Below are 22,367 nucleotides of genomic sequence, written 5' to 3' on the forward strand. Positions count from 1 at the left end.
CAGAGAATGATCTCTGCCCTGTTGGCTCTGAAGGAAGTTGGATGCGTGTCAGTTAGACGCGGGCTCCTCCAGAGCCAACGAAAAATACGCATACCAACGGTTAGTCATGGAAGTGACCATAAACCCGGCACACGGAGGCCGCAAAATCGGTTGCGTCACATTCCGGTGCACTCGCCTACCCAAGGAGCTTGCGCAGGAACTGCAGCTGCCGGATCCAGTGGTGTTCCTGGCCGCCTTCGTGGTTGTTGAATCGGTACACCTCGATCTCCTTGCCGGGAGTGCTGCCCGATGCTGCCGCGGAGCCATAGGCGTTGTAGCTGGCGAAAACCGTGGACGGCGGGCAGATGTCATCCATCTGGGCAGCGGAATACAGTGCCGGAACGGAGGCCCAGCGGGCCAAATTGACGCCGTCGAAATAGTTGAGGACCTTCAGGGCGGCGTCGTAGCGGTCCCGGTGCCGGGCGAGGAACTGGGCGATCTCCGGGTACGGGCCGCGTGGGGTGATGTCGATGGCACGGGGGAAGTCCTGCAGGAAGGGGACATCGGGCAGCGCGGCGATGACGCCGTCGAGCCGTCCCGCGGTGAGCCCTGCAGTGGCCACCACCAGGCCGCCTCCCTGGCTGACGCCCGCCAGCACCACCTTGGCGGGATCGACGGCGGGGTGTGCCTGCGCCGCCTCCACGGCGCGGAAGGCGTCCACATAGACCCTGCGGAAGTAGTAGTCCTCCCGGCTGGCGATGCCCCTGGTCATGAGGCCTGCGTGTACCACGTCCCCGGCGGAGGGGTGGGGGTCGGGGGTGTCGCCCACCATGCCGCCGTACCCCTGGCCGCGGGTGTCCATGATGAAGTGGGCGTACCCGGCCTGCGCCCAGCGGGTGTCCTGGTTGGCCAGGCCCCGCCCGCCCGAGTAGCCGATGTAGTGCACCACCACCGGAAGCTGGACATCAGCCTCCCGGTGGGCGGGAAGATGCAGCCAGCCTTTGACCGGAGCACCGCCAAAACCGGAGAACGTGACGTCGAAGGTCTCAATCACGGTGAGGTAGTTCTCCACCGGTTCGAATGTGGCGGCCAGTGGATACGCCCGGGCCTCCCGCACCGTGGCATCCCAAAACGCCTTGAGGTCCCCCGGCGGCGTGACCCCGGAGGTGTAGCTGAGCAGCTGGGCCAGGGGAAGGTCGAAGAGGGGCATTCCTAATTCACGCATCCTTGGCGCGCAGCGACAAGTGGCTGGTACCGGTCCAGGCTGGTTTCGGTGGCGACGATCCGGCGGAGCTCGGCCAGCCCGCCGTCGACGGCCCCGGCGGCCCGCGCCTGGACCAGCACGTTGCCCAGGGCGGTGGCTTCGACCGGTCCGGCGACGACGGGACGTCCCGTGGCGTTGGCGGTGAGCTGGCAGAGCAGGGCGTTCTGGGAGCCGCCGCCCACCACGTGCACCACGTCCACGGAACGGCCCGCGAGGCGTTCCGCAGCGGTGATGGTCCTGGCGTAGCCGGCTGCGAGGCTGTCCATGATGCAGCGGGTGATGGTGGCCGGATCGTTGGGCAGGACATCGCCGGTGCGCCGGACCGCCGCACGGATGCGCTCGGGCATGTTGTCCGGGGCGATGAAGTACGGATCGTCGGCGTTGATTTGGGGTCCGCCGGCGGGCAGTGCGGCGGCCGCGGCCAGCAGGGCCGTGAGGTCGGGTTTGAACCCTTCCGACGCCCAGGTGCGCTGGCATTCGCTCAGCAGCCACAGTCCGCCCACGTTGCGCAGGTAGCGGGTGGTGCCGTCCACGCCGCGTTCATTGGTGAAATTCGCTTCCCGGCTGCCCCCGGTCAGGACCGGGTGCTGCAGTTCCAGCCCCACCAGCGACCAGGTGCCCGAGGAGATGTACGCGAAGTTTTCCTGGTCCGCGGGGACCGCGGCGACCGCTGAAGCGGTGTCGTGTGAACCGACGGCCACGACTTTCGTGTCCTGCGGCAGGTCCACGGCGGCGGCAACCTTCGGCAGGAGTGTTCCGACGGTTTCGCCGGGCTGGATCAGCGGCGGGAACAGGTTTTTGCGCAGGCCCAGCGCCGTGAAGAACTCGGTGGCCCACTCCCCCGCCACGGCGTCAAACAGTCCGGTGGTGGAGGCGTTGGTGGCCTCGGTCCGCCGCGCGCCGGTGAGCCGGAAGGCGATCAGGTCCGGAATGAGGAGTGCCTGCAGCCCGTCCAGGTCCTTCTCGGTGGCCAGCTGGTAGATGGTGTTGAACTGCAGGAACTGCAGGCCTGTGGTCTGGTACAGGCGGCTGGGGTCCAGCTTGGCGTGTACGGGCGCGACGGCGGCGCGGCTGCGGTCGTCGCGGTAGCTGTAGGGCTGGTCCACCAGTTCACCGGCCTTGTTGACCAGTCCGTAGTCCACGGCCCACGTGTCGATGCCGATGCTGGCGATCCGTTCCCCCTGCACGGCGGCGACTGTCGCCGCGGCAGCCAACCCCTTAAGTACTTCCGCGAACAGGGCGTCGAAGTCCCAGCGGAGGCCGCCGTCGTGCTCCACCACGCCGTTGGGGAAGCGGTGGACGGTCTCCAGGGAGACTCCGCTCCCGCCAGCGCGGCCAAGGATCACGCGGCCGGAGGAGGCGCCGATGTCGACGCCGGCAAACACCCTGGAGGCAACATGCGCGTCAGCCGCGCCTGCCACCGTGCTCACCGCAGGAAGGCCGCCGCCACCCCGGCGTCCACGGGGATGTGCAGACCGGTGGTGTGGGACAGTTCGTTGCTGGTGAGGACGGCGGCGGCGTTGGCCACGTGTTCGGGCAGGACCTCGCGCTTGAGCAGGGTGCGCTGGGCGTAGTACTCCCCCAGCTTTTCCTCGTCCACACCATAGACGGCGGCACGCTTGGCGCCCCAGCCGCCGGCGAAGATCCCGGAGCCGCGGACCACGCCGTCGGGGTTGATGCCGTTGACGCGGATGCCGTGCTCGCCCAGTTCGGCCGCGAGGAGCCGGACCTGGTGGGCTTGGTCGGCCTTGGTCGCGGAGTACGCGATGTTGTTGGGGCCGGCGAACACGGAGTTCTTGGAGGAGATGTAGATGATGTCCCCGCCCATGCCCTGGGCGATCATCACCTTCGCGGCGGCCTTGGCCACCAGGAATGAGCCCTTGGCCATGACATTGTGCTGCAGGTCCCAGTCCTTTTCGGTGGTTTCCAGCAGCGGCTTGGAGATGGACAGGCCGGCGTTGTTGACCACCAGGTCCACGCCGCCGAACGCCAGGACAGCGGCGTCGATCGCAGCGGCGACCTGGGCCTCGTCGGTGACGTCCGCCTGGACGCCGATGGCGACGTCGGCACCGCCCAGCTCCTCGGCGACCTTTTGTGCGTTCTCAAGGTTCAGGTCGGCAATGACAACGCACGCGCCGTCGGACGCCAGCCGTGTTGCGATGGCCTTGCCGATGCCGGAGGCCGCGCCGGTCACCAGCGCGATGCGGGTGGCGTGGGACTTGGGTTTGGGCATCCGGGCGAGCTTGGCTTCCTCCAGCGCCCAGTACTCGATCCGGAACTTCTCGGATTCCTCGATCGGGGCGTAGGTGGAGATTGCCTCCGCGCCGCGCATGACGTTGATGGCGTTGATGTAGAACTCGCCGGCCACCCGGGCGGTCTGCTTGTTCGCTCCGAAGGAGAACATGCCCACGCCGGGGACCAGCACGATGGCCGGGTCCGCGCCGCGCAGCGCCGGGGAGTCCTGGTCCTTGTGCCGGTCGTAATAGGCCTGGTAGTCCTCGCGGTAGTCGGCGTGCAGTTCGTGCAGCCGGGCGATCGAGTCCTCCACGCTGGCGTCGGCGGGCAGGTCCAGGATGAGCGGCTTGACCTTGGTGCGCAGGAAGTGGTCCGGGCAGGAGGTGCCGAGCGCGCCGAGCCGCGGGTGTTCGGCTGCCTCGAGGAAGTCCAGGACGACGGCGTCATCGCTGAAGTGCCCCAGCTGCGGCTTGTCCGTGGAGGCCAGGCCGCGGATCACCGGTGCCAGGGCGGCTGCCTTGGCACGGCGCTCAGCCTCGGGCAGCGCCCCATAACCGGCGAGCTTGGCGCCGAAGGGCTCGGCCTTGCCGTTGTCCTTGATGTACTTTTCGGCCTGGTCGATGATCCACAGCGAGTTGGCCTCTGCTTCTTCGCTGGTGGCGCCCCAGGCGGTGATGCCGTGGCCGCCCAGGATGGTGCCGATGGCCTGCGGGTTGGCGTCCTTGATCGCGGCGATGTCCAGGCCCAGCTGGAACCCGGGGCGGCGCCACGGCACCCACACCACCTTGTCGCCGAAGATCTTCCCGGTCAGCGCCTCGCCGTCCACGGCAGTGGCAATGGCGATGCCGGAGTCCGGGTGCAGGTGGTCCACGTGCGCGGCGCCCACCAGCCCGTGCATCGCCGTGTCGATCGACGGGGCCGCGCCGACCTTGCCGTGCAGGCAGTAATCGAACGCGGCCACCATCTCGTCCTCGCGCTCCACGCCGGGGTAGACGTTCTTCAGCGCGGCCAGCCGGTCCAGGCGCAGCACCGCAAGGTTCTGCTCCTTCAGGGTGCCCAGGTCTCCGCCTGAGCCCTTGACCCACAGCAGTTCCACGTCCTGGCCCGTAACCGGGTCCGTTTCGGTGCCCTTGGCCGAGGTGTTGCCGCCGGCGAAATTCGTGTTCCGCTTGTCCGCACCCAAACGGTTCGAACGGGCAATCAGTTCTTCAACAGTCTTGTTCGTCATAACTTCTCAGGCGCCCCATCCGGCTTGCTGGCCGCCTGCGCGGTCCTCGTTGATCTGTTTCTGGTATCCGCTGGCCTTGTAGGCGGCCATCGGGTCCGCGGGCAGGCCGCGGGATTCACGCCACTCAGCCAGGATGGGCCGGACGTCCGTGTAGAAGGCATCGTTGAAGATGCCGTTGGCGGCCAGGACGTCCCCGGCGCGCTGGGCCTCGGTGAGGGCCGCGGTGTCGATCAGCAGGGCGCGTGCCGTCATTTCCTGGACGTTCAGCACGGAGCGGATCTGGCCCGGGATCTTTTCCTCCAGGTTGTGGCATTGGTCCAGCATGAGGGCCACACCGGAGTCCTTGCCGAACCCGCCGCCACGGATCACCTCGTGCATGATGCGGAAGAGCTGGAACGGATCGGCGGCACCCACAATGAGGTCGTCGTCGGCATAGAAGCGCGAGTTGAAGTCGAAGGAGCCCAGCTTTCCCAGCCGCAGCAGCTGCATCACGATGAACTCGATGTTGGTGCCCGGGGCATGGTGCCCGGTGTCCAGGCAGACAAACGCCTTCTCCCCCAGGGCCAGGGTCTGCGCGTAGGAAGTGCCCCAGTCCGGAACGTCCGTGTGGTAGAAAGCCGGTTCGAAGAACTTGTACTCCAGCACCAGGCGCTGCTCATCGCCCAGGGCTGCATAGATCTCCTGCAGGGACTCGGCCAGGCGGTCCTGCCGGCCGCGGAGGTCGTCCTGGCCGGGGTAGTTGGTGCCGTCGGCAAGCCAGATCTTCAGGTCGCGGGAGCCTGTGGCGTGCATGATGTCGATGCAGTCCAGGTGGTGGTCGATGGCGCGGCGGCGGACCGCCCCGTTGGAGGACGTCAGGGAGCCGAACTTGTACTCGTCATCCTGGAACGTGTTGGAGTTGATGGTCCCCAGTCCCACGCCCAGGCCGGCCGCATAGTCCTTGAGGGCGGAGTAGTCATCCACCTTGTCCCACGGGATATGCAGCGCCACGGTGGGCGCCAGGCCGGTCAGCTCGTGGACCTTGGCGGCGTCGGCCAGTTTCTCCTGGACCGTGCGGGGCGTGCCCGGCGTGCCGAACACCTTGAACCGCGTCCCCGAATTCCCATAGGCCCACGAAGGGACCTCGATGGCAAGCTCCCCGAGCCTGCCCAGCGCCTTTGCTACATCATTCATGATGGTTCTTTCCGGTGTCTTGTGCTGTGGTCTGTTGGTACTGCCCCGCTGCAGGAGCTGGGTTTCGCTGTAGTTGCCGGGGTATGGAACTACTGGATTGTGGACTACTGGGTTGGGGAGCCTGCGGCTGCAAGCTGGCCGTCGAGGTTGAACACTTCTTCCAGGACCTGGAACCCCTCGTCGGGCGCCTGGCCGGTGTTCTCGAACAGTGTGGCCATCTCGGCCTGCCAGCGGGCGTTGACGTCCGTCAGGGCCATCCGGGCCCGGGCTGCGTCAAAGTCGTCGCACTCGACGTATCCCACCAGGAGCCCGTCCCCACCGAGGAACAGGGAGTAGTTGTGCCAGCCCGCGTCCTTGAGTGCTTGCAGCATCTCCGGCCACACTGCGGCGTGCCGGCGCCGGTATTCATCAATCAGCTGCGGCTGGACCGAAGAACGGAAACACACCCTCATCGGTGCCCCTTCCAAAACGCCAAGATTTTTTGAATCGTTTCATTGGTACGATTCAAAGTACTCTTGGATTTGAGCAGGTGTCAAGCAATGGCAGAAACTTTTGATCTGCCGCAGGGATCTTCCCGGCGGGGGCATGTCAGCACGGAGAACCGATGAACCGCACAGCCAGCATCAAGGACGTGGCCACCCACGCGGGCGTGGCCGTTGGCACCGTGTCCAACGTCCTCAACTATCCCGACCGGGTGTCGGACAGGACCAAGGAGCGGGTCCTGTCAGCCATCGATGAACTGGGGTTTGTCCGCAATGACGCCGCGCGCCAGCTTCGCGTGGGGCACAGCCGCACCATCGGGCTTATCGTCCTGGACGTAGGCAACCCGTTCTTCACGTCCGTTGTCCGCGCGGCGGAAGACGCCGCAGCGCTGCAGGGCAGCGCCGTCCTGCTGGGCGACAGCGGCCACAACGCCGGCCGGGAAGCGAACTACATCGACCTCTTCCAGGAGCAGCGTGTGCAGGGGCTGCTGATTTCGCCGGTGGGCGATGTGACGGACAGGCTGGATCTCCTCCGCGAGCGTGGCGTCCCCACGGTACTGGTGGACCGGCAGGCCGACGAGTCCAAGTTCAGCTCAGTTGCCGTGGACGATGACGCCGGCGGATACCTGGCGGCCAGGCACCTGCTGGACACCGGACGCCGCCGGCTCGCCTTTGTTGGCGGCTCCACCTCCATCCGCCAGGTGGCGGACCGCCTGCAGGGGGCCCGGCGGGCCGTCAAGGAGGAACGGGACGCCACGCTGGAAGTCCTGGATGCGGAGGGGCAGACCGTCCTGGCCGGCCGCAGCGTGGGAGACATGCTGGTGGAGCGCGGTCGGGCAGAGCTGCCGGACGGCATCTTTTGCGCCAACGACCTCCTGGCCCTGGGCGTCATGCAGTCGCTCACCATGACGCACACGTTCCGCATTCCCGGGGACGTGGCGCTGATCGGCTACGACGACATCGACTTTGCGGCCTCCGCGGTGGTTCCCCTGTCCTCCATCCGCCAGCCCACGCAGCTGCTGGGCAGGACAGCCATCGAGCTGCTGTCCGAAGAGGTGGAGTCCCAGAACCCCGTCCACCGTTCCGTAGTGTTCACCCCGGAACTGGTGGTCCGGCAGAGCACCGCCGCCGCTGGTTAGTTCTCCGCGGGCCGCAGCCATTTGAGGGATTCGGTCCGCGAGGTGAAGAAGCGGGTGGGGCAGGGCGGGACATGGACGCCCAGGAAGAAGTTGGCGATGATCCGGTCCACCGGGCTTGTCCCCAGCAGGGCGATCCTGTTGGCCGCACATGGGATGGAGAACACTGAGCGGGCCTGGATGCTCACGTTCTCGGTGGTGGCCATGTCCACGAGCATCGGGTAGTTTGCGTCTCCCGCTATCTGGTTTACCGCGGCCATCGCCGCCTGCGCATCTTCGACTTCGATGCGGACCTTGGGCTCCCAGATGAGGTGGATGACCCCGTCAGCGCGCAGTTCCACCGTGCCCTTGCCGCCGTCGACCACTACCGGCTCCATACCCGCCTCCCTCCAGTGGGCAGTTCCTGAACTCCTCCATCTTGCCCCACAAGGGACTGGAAGGGCGCCCATCGCTCCACCATAGGCCACGCGTTTCCCCGGCAACCAGCTTGACTCATCAGCAAAGGTCTCAGCTTCAGTCACCGCCATTGCCCTCTCCGGCGCCATGCTCTTTGGCATGGCAGGCCCGGCGACAGCAGCGGCACCCGCGGCTCCTTCCGCCGCCTCCAAGACAACACAAACCGCCAACGTTTCCGGCACCATCAACCAGACCATCGACGGCGTGGGTACGTTGGTCGGCTCGTTCACGCCGACGGGCTTCAGCGCCCAGAACGGCCAGCTGAACGTCACAGGCCTGGTGCAGGGTACCCTCACCGACCTCACCGGTAAGGCCACCCCCGTCAACCAGACGGTGACCACAACTGCCGCGGCAGCACCCTCAACCGCTGCCGCCTTGGCCTCGGGCGGCAGCTGCGACGTCCTGAACCTGGTCCTCGGCCCACTGCACCTGGACCTGCTGGGCCTCAACGTCGATCTGAACCAGGTGGTCCTGAACATCACCTCGCAGACCGGCGCGGGCAACCTGGTGGGCAACCTGCTCTGCGCCGTCACCGGGCTCCTGGACGGTGGCAACGGCCTGAGCGGCCTGGCCAACCTGCTCAACCGGCTCCTGGGACTCTAGTTCCAGGAAGTCCACAGGCAGCAAGATGGGCAGTCCCCCGGGACTGCCCATCTTTGTCTTTGCCTAGAGACTTTCCACCACCAGGTTCCGGTAGGCGGCCCGGAGCGGAGCCATCTGCCGGAAACCAATCCGTCCGCCGCCAAGTACCTTGCCGGCGGAATCACGCCACTCAAAGAGGCGCAGCCCGTTGATGGAAAACTCCACCAACGGCCCGTCCTTCACCAGCTCCAGGCGGTAGAAGTCCGTGGCGTCCTCCGTGGGCGGAAGCGGATCCGCACCCTGCGCCACCAGTTCGAAGCCCGCGCTCTTGCGCAGGTTGCAGGTCCGGAATGCCCGCTCGGACGGGAACTTGTGCCGGAAGTAGGAGACGTGCAGGGCGTCGATATCGCCCGAGTGGTACTGCGGATAGTAGCCTGTCCGGGGCGCCAGGGCCGGGCTGAAGAGATCCCGCCCGCCGTGGCCCGCAGCCGCGAAGAACAGCATCGCCAGGCCGGGCTCCGCGAGCGGCAGGAACTCCCAGCTGATGCGGATGTGGTCAGGGAATTCTTCCGGGCACCAGAAGGTCCAGTGCGCATGGTCGCCGAACTCCCGGTCGTCAAGCATGCCGGACAGTTCCAGCGCCCCGTTATGGCTGCCCCGGCTTAACGGCCCTTCGGCCACCCACCCGGCAACGTCGCCGGGCCCCGCCAGCGGATTGCGGTAGAGGACGCTTGTCCCCAGGCCTGCGGCGCCCACTCAGCTGCGTCCCGACGTCGTAATGAATTCCCCGGCTTCGGATGGTTCCTGGGTTCGGGGCGCGCCGTAGCCCAGGCCCGCCAGCTGGCGCGCCACCTCCGCCGCCACCAGGGTGGCACCCTGCTGCGAGAAATGCGTATCGTCGGCCAACCCGGCAGGCCAGGCCGCGTGCTCCCCCGGCGCAAAGTGGCAGAAGAGCTCCCCGGAACCCTCCCGCCCCAGCCGACCATAGAGGCGCCGGGTCCAGGCGTTCAGGTCCATCACCGGGACCCCCAGCTCCGGACCCAGTTCGCGGACCACCTCCGGATAGTCCTCAAGGCTCTCCTCAAGAACGTCCGACGCCGGCGTGTCCCGGAAGTGCCGGCGCTCCACCGATGTGCAGAGCACCGGAGCCGCGCCCACGCCACGCACCTCCCCCACCATGGTGCGCAGGTTCGCCGCGTAGCCCGTGCGGGCGGCAAGATGCAGCTTTTTCTGGTCGTTGTGGCCGAACTGGATGAGCACCGCGTCCCCGGCGCCTGCTGTGGCGAGCAGGTCCGCCCAGAGCCCCTCGTCGCGGAAGGATTCGGTATTGGCGCCGCCCTTGGCGAAGTTGTGCACAGTCCCCCACGTGTAGGTGAACCGTGCCAGGTGCGCGCCCCAGCCGCTCATCGGGAACTCGTGGGTGGGGCAGGTGGCCACGGTGGAATCTCCGGCCAGCAGGATCTTCATGATTGATCTTTCCCTAGTAGGCGCTGGCAGGATCAGCCCTTGACGGAGCCGATGAGCATGCCCTTGGCGAAGTGCTTTTGCAGGAATGGGTAGAAGATGAGAATGGGCAGGGTGGCCACCACGATCACGGCGAACTTGACGCCCTGTTCCGGCGGGATGTAGTTGGGATCAACGTTGCCGGTGCCCAGCAGGTCCGAGGCCGCCGTGACCTGCCGCAGGTACATCTGCAGGGTCCATTTGGAGTTGTCGCTCAGGTACAGCAGGGGCGACATGAAGTCGTTCCAGATGCCCACTGCGTAGAACAGCGCGAACGTGGCCAGGACCGGTTTGGACAGCGGCAGGAGGATCCGCCACAGGATCCCGATCTCCGTGGCGCCGTCCATCTTGGCCGACTCCTCGAGTTCCGCCGGGAGTTCCTGGAAGAAGTTCTTGATGATGATCAGGCTGAACGGATTGATGGCCGCCGGAAGGATCAGGGCCCAGTAGGAGTTCAGCAGGCCCAGGTCCTTGACCAGCAGGAACGTGGGAATCATGCCGCCGGAGAAGACCATGGCGAATACCACCAGGGACAGGATCACGTTCCTGCCGCGCAGGCTCTTCTTGGCCAGCGGGTATGCCATGGTCACGGTGAAGGCCAGTTGGACCAGGGTGCCCACCGCGGTGACCAGGATGGTCGTGACCAGGGCCCGGACAAACGCAGGGGTGGCGAAGATGTACTCGTAGGAACCCAGGGTGAACTGCTCCGGCCAGACGAAGAATGCCCGGCGGGTGATTTCGGCTTCGGTGGCGAACGAGCCTGCGAAGACGTAGACGAACGGCAGCAGCGTGATGATGCCGATCAGGGACAGGAAGACGTAGTTGGCGGCGTCGAAGATGCGGCCGCCGCGGGTGTTATGGATCTTCATTAGAACAGTCCGCTCTGGTTGAATCGCTTGGCCAGCCAGTTGGTGCCGAAGATCAGCACGATGCCCACCACGGATTTGAAGAGGCCCACAGCGGTGGAATAGCTGTACGCGCCCTGGGTGATGCCCACGAAGTAGACGTAGGTGTCGAACACGTCGGCCACCTCACGGTTGAGGGCGTTGGTCATCAGGTAGATCTGTTCGAAGCCGGTGTTGAGCATCTGCCCGATGGCCAGGATCAGCATCACGATGATCGTGGAGCGGATTGCCGGCAGGGTGATGTGCCAGACCCGTCGGAACCGGCCGGCGCCATCGATGATCGCGGCCTCGTACTGGTCCTGGTCCACGGTGGAGAGGGCGGCCAGGAAGATGATGGTGCCCCAGCCGGTGTTCTTCCAGATCTCCTGGAGCACGATCAGGGGGCGGAACCAGGCCGGGTCGCTCAGGAAATCGATGTGCGTGCCCATGGTGTTGTTCAGGAACTGGAACAGCGGTCCGATGTCCAGGGCGAACAGCAGGAAGCTCAGCGAGGCCACGATGGTCCAGGACAGGAAGTGCGGGATGTACACCAGCGTCTGGACCGTGCGCTTGAGGATGGACAGCCGGACTTCGTTCAGCAGGAGCGCCAGGACGATGGTCAGCGGGAAGGCCACGCCCAGGTTCAGGAAGGCCAGGATCAGGGTGTTGCCCAGCAGCCGGGGGAAGTCCGGGTTGGCGAAGAAGTCCTCGAAGTTGCGGAGCCCCACCCAGGGGCTGCCGTTCACGCCGAGGAACGGGACGTAGTCCTTGAAGGCGATGGATACCCCGTACATGGGGGCGTAGCGGAAGACCGCGAAGTACACCACGCCGGGCACCAGCAGCAGGTAGAGCCACTTGTAGTGCGCGAAGTGGACGGAGAACCTGCCCCCTTTCCGGGGAGCGGGCGGGGTCTTTCCCGCCCGCTCCCCGGCGAGGGTGTCAATGACAGGGGTGGCCATTTACTTGTTGTCCTGCCACAGCTTGTTGATCTCTTCCTTGACCTTGTCGCCGCCGCTGGTGTCCCACAGCTTGATGGCGTCCTTCAGGCCCTGCTCATCGATCTGCCCGGCAAGGTACTTGATCCGGGCATCGGCCACAATGTTGTCCAGCTGCGCGCCCTTGGCCACGTAGGTGGCCGATACGTAGGGTGCGGCCGGGTTGTAGACGGCGCTCTTGAGGTCCTCAGCCATGACGTCAGTGCGCTTGTCGAAGACCTGCTGTTCGTAGTCGGTGGGCTGCTTGACGGGGTAGAACTGGTTCCCGGCGACGTTCATGCCCAGCTGGGCGTAGCTCTTGATGTCGGTGCTCACGGCCTTTCCTTCAGGAGTTTCCGGCTTGATGGCCGCCGCCTTGCCGTCCTGCACCGTGAAGTTCACGTTCTCGATGCCGTTGTTGAGCAACACGGCAACGTCCTTGCCGTTCATGGTGTTCAGGAACTCCAGGACCTTGTCCAGTTCGGCCTCGCTCCTCACACTCGCCTTGGGGATTGCCAGGAAGCCCGAGTAGCCGTCGGTGGGATGGGCGTGCAGCTTGCCGTCGGGGCCGACCAGGTTACCGACAAAGCCCACCTTGTTCTGGAAGTTGTTGGGGTCTGCCTGCTTGAAGAGGTTGACCAGGACGCTCACGCGGGAATCGACGTCGACAATCATGCCGCCCTTGCCGTTGAAGAACGGCTCGTTCCATTTCGTCGGATCAAAGGTGGCAAAGTCAGGGTTGATGAGCTTTTCGTCCACCATCTTCTTGATGAACCGGTCGGCCTGGAGGAACTCGTCGGTTTCGAAGCTGGGAACCAGCTTCCCGTCCCGCTCGGTCCACCGGTTTCCGGCGCCGAACCATTCCTCGATCACGTCGTAGGGGCTGTTGGTTCCCAGTGCACCCCATTTGGGGATGGTGATGCCCCAAGTGTCGTTGATGCCGTTCCCGTCCGGGTCCTGTTCGGTGAAGGCCTTTGCCACCTTGTACAGGTCCTCCACGGTCTTGGGCGGCTGCAGGCCCAGCTTGTCCAGCCAGTCCTGCCGGAACATCACGGCGGTGCGCATCGGAGAGCGTTCACGGAACAGGCCGTAGACCTTTCCGTTGACGCTGGAGTTCTTCTGGATGTCCGGGAAGGTGGTTTTGAGGTTCGGGTATTTGTCGAGCTTGTCGGTGAGGTCCCAGAACGCACCTGCCTGGGCGTTCTTGACGAACCCGGGGCTCTTGGTCTGGATCACCATGACCTGGGGGATGTCGGACCCTGCAAGAGTGATGTTGGTCTTGTCCTCATAGGAAGCATTGGGTGCCCAGTTGATCTTGACCTGCTTGCCGGTGAGCTCCTCCAGCTTCTTCTGGACCGCGCCGTCCGCTGCCGGCGGCTGGGCTTCCAGGAACGGCGCCATGATGGACACCGAGGTGAGGTCCGCGGCGGGGGCGTTTCCACCACTGCACGCCGTGAGGGACAGCGCAGTGGCAGTGACGACGGCGGCGGCCAGGGTCAGTTTCCGATGGATCATGTTTCTTCCTTTTCCACTTCATTGGGGGTTGGGTTCGCTGGACCCGCGATTGATACGTTTCATTTGCGCTTCCGCGCAGAGTACTGGAACCGCCCGGAAGCCGGACGGATTGTCAGGCGGTGGACGCTCCCTGGAGGGTGCTTCCGGCGGCAGGTCCACCGTCCGGGGCCACCGACTGGTCATTGGCCGTGAAGAAACGGTCACACAACCAGCCCGTGAGGTAGAGCCAGGCTCCGATACTGAAGAACGGAACCAGTCCCGGGAGGCAACTGCTGGCAAATACCACTGCCGCGGAGACGAAGAGCAGGATGACCGTTCCCGCCAGGTGCCGCACGGCGAACCGGGATGACATCAGCAGGTACTGCGGCAATGGCAGCTCATACCGGGCGTACATGGGGAACAGGTAGCAGACTGCGCCGGCCAGGAAGATTGCCGCGGCAAGGACTGCCGCCGCCATGGACCGGGCGAAGATTCCGCCACTTCCCGCAAAGTAGTTCCAGTTCAGGACAAGCGCCGCCGTGACGGCCATGACCGGAACCGACAGGAGGTTGGCCCTGGCGAAGTTCCGGAAGTAGGCCGAGGTGAACCCGCGCAGCAGCGGAGCGCCGTCCCCGGCGGCCCTCCTGCGGACCACAATGTGCGCGGCGGCGGTGGCGGGTCCGGCACCAAGTACGCCGGCGCCCATCAGCGTGAAGGCGATCCACAGCAGGTTCAGGCCCGCTATCCACAAGAGCGTGTCGAAAAATGCGTAGGCACGCGCACTGAAGGTTCCGGACAACATGGCACGGCTCCCTTCTGTTCTTCATGGCTTCGGGTGCGGAATATGCGCGTCCGCTCCACCCCAGTAATCGGTTTCTCGAAAATCTAGACCCGGAGTGCCGGCTGGTCAAGTGCAATTTTGAATCGTTACATAAGCCCATCGCCCAAGCTTGCTCCCCTTGCGGTGCAAGGAGGAAAGCGCTTCCCCGCAAATTCTTGAGCCACCCCATGGATGGAAATGCCCCGCAGTTGCGCGGTCGAATCAGGCAACCTGCGATGCGGATTGGGAAAGCCCTTGCCAAGTGCTCCGGAATGCGCTTTCCTAGTAGGGAGAAGAACGTGGCGTAGAACACATGCATCCCCCGATTCCATAGCGGATGCGCAGCACAGCAACTCATGACCTCAAAGGAGAGACAATGACAACGTTTACCCGACGATCGGCGCTGGCACTATTTGCCGGAACTGCCGCTGTGGGGGCGCTTTCCGCTTGCGGCACCGGCGGCGGCGCGAAGAACGCTGATGGTTCCGTAACACTGCGTGTCTCCTGGTGGGGCAACGACGTGCGTAATAGCCAGACCCAGCAGGTTATCGACGCCTTCCAGCAGGCCCATCCGAACATCAAGATCCAGGGCGAGCCCGGCGTGTGGTCGGGGTACTGGGACAAACTGGCCACCCAGACCGCCGCAAACGATGCCCCTGACGTGATCCAGATGGATCTCGCCTACATTGCCGAGTATGGCGGACGCGGCGCGCTCCTGGACCTCTCCAAGCAGAACCAGCTGGACCTGTCCGCCTTCGACCAGAACACGATCAAGGCCGGCCAGTACAACGGCAAGCTGAACGGCATCAGCACCGGCCAGAACGCGCTTGCCGTCTTCGCCAACGTCAACCTGTTCAAGAAGGCCGGCGTCGCCATCCCCGACGACTCGAAGTGGACGTGGGACGACTACCTGAAGACGGCCCAGGCTCTCGCGGCAGCCACTGGCACCTTTGGATCCTCGTATGGTTTGACGGACCAGAGCCTCAACATCTGGCTGCGCCAGCGGGGAGAGCAGCTCTACACGCAGGATGGCCAAACCGGCTTCACCGTGGACGGCGTGGCCTCCTACATGGCGTTCCAGAAGAAACTGATGGACGCCAATGCGGCGCCTCCGGCGAGCGTGGCGCAAGAGGACATCGGCGCCCCCGTCGAGCAGACCCTCGCCGCTACGAACCGGACCGGCATGTCGTTCTGGTGGACCAATCAGCTCGGCGCCCTCCAGAAGGCCACCGGCAGCGACATCAAGCTGCTGCGCGTTCCGAGCCAGGACGGCAACCCCAAGGATGACGGGCTCTTTTACAAGCCCTCGATGTATTGGTCCGCGTCGTCCCGCTCGAAGAACGCGGCCGAAGCGGCGACGTTCATCGACTTCCTCGTCAACAGCACGGACGCTGCCAAGATCATCACCACCGAGCGCGGGTTCTCGACATCCGCGAAGATCCAGGACGCCATCAAGCCCCAGCTCACCCCGACCGACAAGACCGCCCTCGACTACCTCACGGCGATCAAGCCCGAGCTCGGCGACGCGCCCGCTGTCCCGCCGACGGGGTCGAGCAAGGCCGCCGACGCCCTGGGCCGCCACGCCACCGATGTCCTGTTCGGGCGCGCCAGCGCCCAGGATGCAGCCGCTGCATTCAAGTCCGAAGCGGACAACATGATCAAGAGTGCCAAGAAATGAGCGTCCTCACCGAGCTGGGCAGCCTCGGCAAGAAATCCCGAGGCGGACGTGACAACGTCAAGCGGACCTTCAAGGACAACCGCGCCGCCATGGTGTTCCTAGCCCCTTGGATCGTGGGCCTTGTCGCCATCACCATCGGGCCGATGCTGATCTCCCTGTACCTCTCGTTCACGGACTACAACCTGATCCAGGACCCGAACTTCATCGGCGGCGACAACTTCACCCGCATGATGCAGGACGACCGGTTCTGGAACTCCCTGCGGGTCACGCTGACATACGTGATAGTCGGCGTCCCGCTGCAGCTCGGCCTGGCACTGGCCGTGGCCATGGCCCTGGACAAAGGCATCAAGGGCCTGCCGTTCTACCGCTCGGTGTTCTACCTGCCGTCCCTCCTGGGCTCTTCGGTGGCGGTTGCAATCCTCTGGAAGCAGATGTTCGGAACCTCCGGCCTGGTCAACCAGCTCCTGGCCATGGTCGGCATTACCGGCCCTGGCTGGATCTCGGACCCCAGCACCGCCCTGGGCAGCATCATCCTGCTGCACGTCTGGACCTTCGGCTCGCCCATGATCATCTTCCTGGCCGGGCTGCGGCAGATTCCCACCATGTACTACGAAGCCGCAGCCGTGGACGGTGCCGGACGGACCACCCGCTTCCTGAAGATCACCCTGCCCCTGCTCAGCCCGATCATTTTCTTCAACCTCGTGCTGCAGATCATCGGCGCATTCCAGTCCTTCACGCAGGCGTTCATCGTCTCCGGCGGTACCGGCGGTCCGTCCGACTCAACCATGTTCTTCACCCTGTACCTCTACCAGCGAGGCTTCGGCCAGTTCGACATGGGCTACGCCTCGGCGATGGCCTGGGTCCTGCTTGTCATCGTCGGCGCCTTCACCGCCGTCAACTTCTACGCATCGAAATTCTGGGTGTTCTATGACGACTGAATCAGCCCCGCGCGTCACCACCGACGCCCCCCTGTCCACCCCGGGCCCCGCAAACGGCCGCCGGGAGCCCAACACTCCGGCCGGCAATCCGCCCCGCCCCAAGCACCGGGCCAAGAGCGTCCTGAAACACGCGGTCCTGATCGCCACGGCAATCATCATGATCTACCCGCTGCTGTGGATGGTCGTGTCCTCGTTCCGCCCCAGCGAGGACGTCTTCCGGGCCCCGGGCCTGTGGCTCACCGAGGTCCACGCGGAGAACTACGCCACCGGCTGGAACGCCCTGACCTCACCGTTCAGCACCTACCTGATCAATTCGGCCCTCGTGGTCCTGGGCGCCGTGATCGGCAACCTCGTCTCCTGCTCGATGGCCGCGTACGCCTTCGCCCGGCTGGACTTCCGTGGCAAAAAATGGATGTTCGGTGCCATGCTCGTCACGATCATGCTCCCCATCCACGTGGTGATCGTCCCGCAGTACATCCTGTTCTCCCAGATCGGTTGGGTAAACACCTTCGCGCCCCTGATCGTCCCGAAGTTCCTCGCCACCGACGCGTTCTTCACCTTCCTCATGGTCCAGTTCATCCGCGGCATCCCCCGCGAACTCGATGAAGCGGCCAGGATCGACGGCGCAGGCCACCCCCGCATCTTCCTGCAGGTCATCCTCCCCCTGATGACCCCCGCCCTGGCCACCACCACCATCTTCACGTTCATCTGGACCTGGTCCGACTTCTTCAGCCAACTCATCTACCTCACCTCCCCTGACGTGTTCACCGTCCCCGTCGCGCTACGCAGCTTCGTCGACGCACAATCCAGCACCGACTGGGGTTCCATGTTCGCGATGTCCGTCGTAACCCTGCTGCCCGTCTTCATCGCCTTCCTCGTCGGCCAGAAATTCCTGGTCAAAGGCATCGCCACCACCGGCATCAAATAAGCACTGGCCGGGGTGCGTGGCCAAACAAGCACCCCGGCCTTTGCCTGCCCGCTGCACGTCCCGGCGGGCCCCTATTTTGAAGCGCGCCAGCCACAGACGACGGCGCCCCAGACCTGATTGCCCTGCTGGGCCGAATGGAGAACCATGGCAACGCCTGCCGGCGCGGCACTTCCAACAACACTTGAACGGGAATCTGGGGACCGCAGGACCGGCCGGCCCCAACAGGGAAATGCGCCGGCGCGCGTGGCGCTGGTCGGCGTGCACGGCTTCGGTGCCCAGCACCTGCTGAACCTTGAACGGCTCGCCACGGCAGGCGCCGTCGAACTCGTTGCCGCAGCAGATCCCAATCCGCCCGCACCGGGGTCCCTGCCGGCGTCGTCCATGGTCTTCCCGGGGTTGCCCGAGCTCCTGGCCCATACCCCGGACCTGGATGCCATCATTGTGGCCACCCCCATCCAGACCCATGCACCGCTGGGACTTGCAGCGCTGGCCACCCACGCGGACCTCTACCTGGAGAAGCCGCCCGTGGCATCCCTGGCCGACTTCACGCGCCTTGCAGAGGCGGCATCGGCGTCAGGCCGCAGCGTGCAGATCGGGTTCCAAAGCCTTGGTTCGCACGCCCTGGCGGCGATCGTAGACCTCCTGGCGGCCGGTACAATCGGCACGCTCCAGGGCATCTCCACGACCGGGCGCTGGGTCCGGGACAAGGCCTACTACAAACGGTCACGCTGGGCCGGAAAGCGCACCATCGACGGCGTGGACGTCGTGGACGGCGTGGCAACCAACCCGCTGGCGCACGCCGTCGCAACAGCCCTCCGGATCGCCGGTGCACGCACCACCTCCGATCTCGCCTCCGTGGAAACCGAGCTCTACCGCGCCAACGGCATCGAATCCGACGACACATCCGTCATCAGGATCCGCACCACCGCAGGCCTGCCCATCACCTGCGCCCTGACGCTGTGCGCCGCCGGGTCCGTTGAACCCTGCGTGACCCTCCAGGGAACCGCGGGAACAGCGGTGTTCCACTACACCGAAGACCGCCTCACCGTTTCAACGGAAGCCGGCACCACGGAAGAGACCTTCTGCCGGGACGACCTTACGGAAAACCTCCTGGCCCACCGCAGCAACGGCACGCCGTTGATCAGTCCGCTCCTGGACAGCGGCGCCTTCATGCTGGTCCTGGAGGCCATCCGCACCGCACCGGCGCCCGCACTGATCGCCGCGGAACACGTCCGCTGGGAAGGCGAAGGCGACTCCGCGCATGCAGTGGTCGCGGGGATCGAGGCGGCCCTTGAACAGGCCGGCCGGCAGCATGCCACGTTCAGCGAACTTGGACTTCCCTGGGCGCACTCGGCTCCGGTGGCCTTCACGGTTCCCGCGGCCCCATGAACGATGAATCCAGTTCCGGCCAACTCCTGGCCGTCCACCTCCTGACGGACGGGCTCGAAGAATGCCTCACGGCCTCCGGCCGCCCGACCTTCGGCTGGGACCTGGCCCAGGCCGGGGACCACGACCCTGCACGGGCCCGGCAGTCCGGCTATGAGATAGCGCTGGAAGACGGCTCCGGGGCCCAGGCCTGGAGCTCCGGCTGGGTTGCGGACAACAAGCACCGGCATATCCCCTACACCGGTCCCGGGCTGGAAACCGATGCGGATTATGCCTGGCGCGTCCGGGTCCGGGACGCCACCGGAGCCGCCGGCGAATGGTCGGCTGCCAGCCCATTCAGCACGGGCCTGGATGACGGCTCCTGGCAGGCGGAATGGATCCGCCGTACTCCCGGCGGCCGGGCACCACTCGAGATTCTGGACGGCGCGCTCCGCGTGGCGGGATCGCCGTTCCTCCCCCTCCCCTGCCCGCCCGTGCGCAGCTTCCAGCTGGAAGCCCGGCTGCGGCCCGTGATGGGCCGGGCGGGCATGATCCTGCGTAGCGGCGGACCAGGGACCGGTGTGCTCCTCGAACTGGACCAGGCCGGCACCTTGGTGCTGCGGCGGACTCCCGCATGGGAGATTCCTGCCGCAGCCACTCCGCCCACCACAGTGCTGGCAAGTGCGGATGCGGGGATCCAGCCGGGGCCGGATGGGGGCTGGCTGGACGTGGCCGTGGCGGACGACGGCAACCGCATCACGGTGTCCGTGAACGGCGCCGAGCTGATGGCGGTGCAGGAGCCGGCCGGGCTGGAGGGGCGCCTGGCCCTGCACCAAGGCCCGCGCAGCCAGGCTGAGTACGCGTCCCTCCGGGTTGTCGCCGGGGGCTCGCCGCTGATGGATCAAAAGTTCGACGGCGGCGCGGAGGCCGGGTGCGACAGCCTGGCCGCCTGGACCCGGACCACTGCCTTCCGCCAGCCTGACGAATGGACGTTGTTCCGCACCGCCGTTGAGCTCACCGGCGAGGTCGAACGGGCGCGCCTGTACCTGGCAGCCAACCATCACGCACAAGTGTCGATCGCAGGGGTCCACAGCCTCAGCGTGACGTCGTTCGGATACCCCGGGGAAGGCTACTACGACGCCGCGGACGTCACCGTCGTGCTGGCCGCACAGCCGCAAGGGACGCCGGTTCCGGTGACAGCCCTGCTGCACTGGTACGGCCCGGGCCAGGGCAGGGCCGCGGGACTTCCGGGCCTCCTGGCCCGGCTCAGCGTGCAATACACGGACGGGCGCCGCGAGGTGTTCGGTTCGGGTCCCGGCTGGTCCGCAGGTGAGGCGCCATACCGGCAGTCGGGCTACCGGAACGACGAGGGCGACCCCGTGGAACACCTGGACGGGGAGGCCGCGGCGTCCCTCAACCCTGCCGACGACCTGCCCGCCGCAATCCTGTGCGGCCACCACCCGTCGTCGGACTTTCCCCGCCTCCACCCGCGCCGCACGTCCCTGGCCGAAGAGTTCGTGGCTCCGCGCGAATTCCTGGCGGCCGGCGACGGCACCCTGGTTGCGGACTTCGGCCAGGTCCTGCCCGGGCGCCCGATGATCGACTTCCTGGACGGCGTCCCCGGCCGCACCGTGATGCTGCGGGCCGGCTACGTCCTCCGCCCGGACGGCCGGGTGGATGCCGGAAAGACGGCCAGCCAAAACACGGACATGTCCTTCCCCTATACCCAGGCGGCAGGGCCCCAGCAGTTCCGCGCCACCGTGCACCTGGGCTTCCGTTACCTGGAGCTTCCCGGCGTTGATCCTGCTGAGGTATCCAGGGTCGGTGCTGTGGTGGTCCGCGGACGCCATCCCGGCGAGGGCAGCTTCTCCAGCTCGGATCCCACCCTGGACGCCGTCTTCGGGCTGCTGCGGGATTCGGCGCTGTACGGGGTGCAGGAGCAGTTCGTGGACACACCAACGCGGGAAAAAGGCCAGTTCCTGGCTGACGCCGCGAACATTTCCTACGCCACCATGACCCTGTTCGGCGAGCATGCCTACACGGCGCAGGCGCTGCGGGAGTTCGGCTGGTCTGCGCGCCGTTACTGGACCGATGGGGAGGACAAAGGGCGCTACAACGCCGTCTACCCCAATGGGGACGGCAAGCGCGACATTCCCGATTTCTCCCTGATGGTCCCGGAGTGGGCCGAGGAGTACCACCGCCGCACCGGGGACCTCGCGCTCATCCGCGAGCTGCTGCCGCACCTTTGCGATACGGCGGACTATGCGCTGCGGTACATTCCCGGGGAAGGCCCGACGGCGGGGCTGGTCACCAGGCTGGGCGGCGGCTCCGGCCCTTACCTGCACGGCATTGTCGACTGGCCCGCGCCTGGCCGGTTCGGGTACGACATGGAGTGTGCGGCCAAAACCACAGTCAACGCCCAGGCGTACTCGGCACTGATGTCAACGGCACGGCTCTGCGGCGCAGTTGGTGACGCGGATGCAGCAGCCCGCTATGCGGCGTCGGCCCGGACCCTGGCCGGTGCCATCCGGTCACGCCTGCGGGTTGACGGGGTGATGATCGACGGCCTCCACGGGGACGGGACACCCAGTTCCCACGCGTCGCAGCACGCCACCTCCTTCCCGCTGTCCCTGGGCATCACCGATCCGGCCGACGCCCAAGAGGATGCCGTCCGGATCGCGGCCATGGGGATGCGGCAGGGGCCGATGACCGTGCACCGGCTGGTCCGCGCTTTGCTGGGCCAGGGCATGACCGACGCGGTCCTGGACCTGCTGACCAACAGCGGCCAGCCAGGCTGGGCCCGGCTCCTGGAACGCGGCGCCACATTCACCTGGGAGGCCTGGGACCTGGTGGACGGCACCGACTACAGCCAGTCCCACGCCTGGTCCGCATCGGTAATCCAGGAGATTCTCGAACACCTGCTGGGCGTCCGGAACGTGACGCCCGGCGAAGTCCTGATTGAGCCGCCGCTGTGCTGCCTGGACCACGCCCGGGGCCGTGTGCCCGCCGGGAACGGCTGGGCGGACGTCAGCTGGCGCCGGCACGGTCCCCTCGTGGAGGTGGAGTGCAGCGTGCCGCCGGGAGTGCTGGCTACAGTCCGGCTGCCGGCAGGTCCCTACGAGGTCAAGGGGCCGACGCCGGATGGGCCGGCCCCCAGGTCGCTTCCGGAAGGTGCAGCCAGTACTGCCGGGACCACCAGGGAATTCCGGGTCCACACTGGAACGTGGACCTTCGCGCCGGAGTGAAGA

19 protein-coding genes are annotated in these 22,367 nt (G+C 66.0%); 7 read left to right on the forward strand and 12 right to left on the reverse strand.

The genetic code is table 11. The features are described 5' to 3' along the window. Window positions 1–175: 175 nt before the first annotated feature. From ACZ9J7_RS03610 to ACZ9J7_RS03630, 5 genes are all read right to left on the reverse strand, one after another. On the reverse strand, window positions 176–1,189 hold the full coding sequence (locus tag ACZ9J7_RS03610; protein WP_476207094.1) for an acetylxylan esterase: 1,014 nt from the start codon (window positions 1,187–1,189) through the stop codon (window positions 176–178). A 2-nt stretch (window positions 1,190–1,191) separates the two neighbouring features. Next, window positions 1,192–2,673 carry a rhamnulokinase gene (locus ACZ9J7_RS03615; RefSeq protein ID WP_476207096.1) on the reverse strand — a complete coding sequence of 494 codons (1,482 nt, stop codon included), beginning with the start codon at window positions 2,671–2,673 and terminating at the stop codon, window positions 1,192–1,194. Then, complete coding sequence (locus tag ACZ9J7_RS03620; RefSeq protein WP_476207098.1) at window positions 2,670–4,706, reverse strand: bifunctional aldolase/short-chain dehydrogenase; 2,037 nt, start codon at window positions 4,704–4,706, stop codon at window positions 2,670–2,672. The genes ACZ9J7_RS03615 and ACZ9J7_RS03620 overlap by 4 nt, the downstream gene beginning before the upstream one ends. 6 nt (window positions 4,707–4,712) lie before the next feature. After that, window positions 4,713–5,879 (reverse strand): L-rhamnose isomerase, encoded by a 1,167-nt coding sequence (gene rhaI / locus ACZ9J7_RS03625; protein ID WP_476207100.1) that lies wholly within the window; start codon window positions 5,877–5,879, stop codon window positions 4,713–4,715. Window positions 5,880–5,983: 104 nt separating this feature from the next. Continuing rightward, entirely contained in the window at window positions 5,984–6,331 is a 348-nt protein-coding gene (locus ACZ9J7_RS03630; protein WP_476207102.1) for an L-rhamnose mutarotase, read from the reverse strand. Window positions 6,332–6,483: 152 nt separating this feature from the next. On the opposite strand from ACZ9J7_RS03630, the gene ACZ9J7_RS03635 reads away from it, so the two are divergent. Further along, complete coding sequence (locus ACZ9J7_RS03635) at window positions 6,484–7,500, forward strand: LacI family DNA-binding transcriptional regulator (RefSeq protein WP_476207104.1); 1,017 nt, start codon at window positions 6,484–6,486, stop codon at window positions 7,498–7,500. On the opposite strand, the gene ACZ9J7_RS03640 is transcribed toward ACZ9J7_RS03635, so the two are convergent. Further along, complete coding sequence (locus ACZ9J7_RS03640) at window positions 7,497–7,874, reverse strand: DUF7793 family protein (RefSeq protein ID WP_476207106.1); 378 nt, start codon at window positions 7,872–7,874, stop codon at window positions 7,497–7,499. The genes ACZ9J7_RS03635 and ACZ9J7_RS03640 overlap by 4 nt on opposite strands. Window positions 7,875–8,052: 178 nt before the next feature. Between ACZ9J7_RS03640 and ACZ9J7_RS03645 the strand changes: the two genes are divergently transcribed. Then, window positions 8,053–8,556 (forward strand): ABC transporter substrate-binding protein, encoded by a 504-nt coding sequence (locus ACZ9J7_RS03645; protein WP_476207108.1) that lies wholly within the window; start codon window positions 8,053–8,055, stop codon window positions 8,554–8,556. 63 nt (window positions 8,557–8,619) lie between these two features. Here ACZ9J7_RS03645 and ACZ9J7_RS03650 read toward each other — a convergent pair whose 3' ends face one another. From ACZ9J7_RS03650 to ACZ9J7_RS03675, 6 genes are all read right to left on the reverse strand, one after another. After that, window positions 8,620–9,291, reverse strand: a complete 672-nt coding sequence (locus tag ACZ9J7_RS03650; RefSeq protein WP_476207110.1) for a DUF1961 family protein — start codon at window positions 9,289–9,291, stop codon at window positions 8,620–8,622. Beyond that, window positions 9,292–10,002: a rhamnogalacturonan acetylesterase gene (locus tag ACZ9J7_RS03655; RefSeq protein WP_476207112.1), complete on the reverse strand. Its 711-nt coding sequence runs from the start codon at window positions 10,000–10,002 to the stop codon at window positions 9,292–9,294. It lies immediately after the preceding gene. Between the two features lie 32 nt (window positions 10,003–10,034). After that, window positions 10,035–10,907, reverse strand: coding sequence for a carbohydrate ABC transporter permease (locus tag ACZ9J7_RS03660; protein ID WP_476207113.1), 873 nt, complete (start codon window positions 10,905–10,907; stop codon window positions 10,035–10,037). After that, a complete protein-coding gene (locus tag ACZ9J7_RS03665) occupies window positions 10,907–11,881 on the reverse strand; it encodes an ABC transporter permease (RefSeq protein ID WP_476207115.1) in 975 nt (324 codons plus the stop codon). The genes ACZ9J7_RS03660 and ACZ9J7_RS03665 overlap by 1 nt, the downstream gene beginning before the upstream one ends. Beyond that, entirely contained in the window at window positions 11,882–13,411 is a 1,530-nt protein-coding gene (locus ACZ9J7_RS03670) for an extracellular solute-binding protein (protein WP_476207117.1), read from the reverse strand. A gap of 112 nt (window positions 13,412–13,523) precedes the next feature. Then, window positions 13,524–14,192, reverse strand: a complete 669-nt coding sequence (locus ACZ9J7_RS03675; RefSeq protein ID WP_476207119.1) for a YesL family protein — start codon at window positions 14,190–14,192, stop codon at window positions 13,524–13,526. A gap of 394 nt (window positions 14,193–14,586) precedes the next feature. On the opposite strand from ACZ9J7_RS03675, the gene ACZ9J7_RS03680 reads away from it, so the two are divergent. The 5 genes from ACZ9J7_RS03680 to ACZ9J7_RS03700 all read left to right on the forward strand — a co-directional run bounded on the left by ACZ9J7_RS03680 (window position 14,587) and on the right by ACZ9J7_RS03700 (window position 22,364). Further along, window positions 14,587–15,888 carry an ABC transporter substrate-binding protein gene (locus tag ACZ9J7_RS03680; RefSeq protein WP_476207120.1) on the forward strand — a complete coding sequence of 434 codons (1,302 nt, stop codon included), beginning with the start codon at window positions 14,587–14,589 and terminating at the stop codon, window positions 15,886–15,888. Continuing rightward, window positions 15,885–16,826 (forward strand): carbohydrate ABC transporter permease, encoded by a 942-nt coding sequence (locus tag ACZ9J7_RS03685; RefSeq protein WP_476207121.1) that lies wholly within the window; start codon window positions 15,885–15,887, stop codon window positions 16,824–16,826. The genes ACZ9J7_RS03680 and ACZ9J7_RS03685 overlap by 4 nt, the downstream gene beginning before the upstream one ends. Beyond that, on the forward strand, window positions 16,816–17,754 hold the full coding sequence (locus ACZ9J7_RS03690) for a carbohydrate ABC transporter permease (RefSeq protein WP_476207123.1): 939 nt from the start codon (window positions 16,816–16,818) through the stop codon (window positions 17,752–17,754). Before ACZ9J7_RS03685 ends, ACZ9J7_RS03690 begins: the two co-directional genes overlap by 11 nt. Before the next feature lie 144 nt (window positions 17,755–17,898). Further along, entirely contained in the window at window positions 17,899–19,143 is a 1,245-nt protein-coding gene (locus ACZ9J7_RS03695) for a Gfo/Idh/MocA family protein (RefSeq protein WP_476207124.1), read from the forward strand. Beyond that, the gene (locus ACZ9J7_RS03700; RefSeq protein WP_476207125.1) at window positions 19,140–22,364 is read left to right on the forward strand and encodes a family 78 glycoside hydrolase catalytic domain; all 3,225 of its coding nucleotides are present in this window, start codon (window positions 19,140–19,142) and stop codon (window positions 22,362–22,364) included. Before ACZ9J7_RS03695 ends, ACZ9J7_RS03700 begins: the two co-directional genes overlap by 4 nt. Window positions 22,365–22,367: the final 3 nt, after the last annotated feature.

This window comes from Pseudarthrobacter sp. TE9888, assembly GCF_056279345.1.

Coding starts and splice junctions, on each gene's coding strand:
- ACZ9J7_RS03635 (WP_476207104.1), top strand. CDS start 6,484: ATGAACCGCACAGCCAGCATCAAGGACGTGGCCACCCACGCGGGCGTG.
- ACZ9J7_RS03610 (WP_476207094.1), bottom strand. CDS start 1,189: ATGCCCCTCTTCGACCTTCCCCTGGCCCAGCTGCTCAGCTACACCTCC.
- ACZ9J7_RS03660 (WP_476207113.1), bottom strand. CDS start 10,907: ATGAAGATCCATAACACCCGCGGCGGCCGCATCTTCGACGCCGCCAAC.
- ACZ9J7_RS03645 (WP_476207108.1), top strand. CDS start 8,053: ATGGCAGGCCCGGCGACAGCAGCGGCACCCGCGGCTCCTTCCGCCGCC.
- ACZ9J7_RS03655 (WP_476207112.1), bottom strand. CDS start 10,002: ATGAAGATCCTGCTGGCCGGAGATTCCACCGTGGCCACCTGCCCCACC.
- ACZ9J7_RS03620 (WP_476207098.1), bottom strand. CDS start 4,706: ATGACGAACAAGACTGTTGAAGAACTGATTGCCCGTTCGAACCGTTTG.
- ACZ9J7_RS03685 (WP_476207121.1), top strand. CDS start 15,885: ATGAGCGTCCTCACCGAGCTGGGCAGCCTCGGCAAGAAATCCCGAGGC.
- ACZ9J7_RS03665 (WP_476207115.1), bottom strand. CDS start 11,881: ATGGCCACCCCTGTCATTGACACCCTCGCCGGGGAGCGGGCGGGAAAG.
- ACZ9J7_RS03695 (WP_476207124.1), top strand. CDS start 17,899: ATGGCAACGCCTGCCGGCGCGGCACTTCCAACAACACTTGAACGGGAA.
- ACZ9J7_RS03700 (WP_476207125.1), top strand. CDS start 19,140: ATGAACGATGAATCCAGTTCCGGCCAACTCCTGGCCGTCCACCTCCTG.
- ACZ9J7_RS03675 (WP_476207119.1), bottom strand. CDS start 14,192: ATGTTGTCCGGAACCTTCAGTGCGCGTGCCTACGCATTTTTCGACACG.
- rhaI (WP_476207100.1), bottom strand. CDS start 5,879: ATGAATGATGTAGCAAAGGCGCTGGGCAGGCTCGGGGAGCTTGCCATC.
- ACZ9J7_RS03680 (WP_476207120.1), top strand. CDS start 14,587: ATGACAACGTTTACCCGACGATCGGCGCTGGCACTATTTGCCGGAACT.
- ACZ9J7_RS03670 (WP_476207117.1), bottom strand. CDS start 13,411: ATGATCCATCGGAAACTGACCCTGGCCGCCGCCGTCGTCACTGCCACT.
- ACZ9J7_RS03690 (WP_476207123.1), top strand. CDS start 16,816: ATGACGACTGAATCAGCCCCGCGCGTCACCACCGACGCCCCCCTGTCC.
- ACZ9J7_RS03640 (WP_476207106.1), bottom strand. CDS start 7,874: ATGGAGCCGGTAGTGGTCGACGGCGGCAAGGGCACGGTGGAACTGCGC.
- ACZ9J7_RS03630 (WP_476207102.1), bottom strand. CDS start 6,331: ATGAGGGTGTGTTTCCGTTCTTCGGTCCAGCCGCAGCTGATTGATGAA.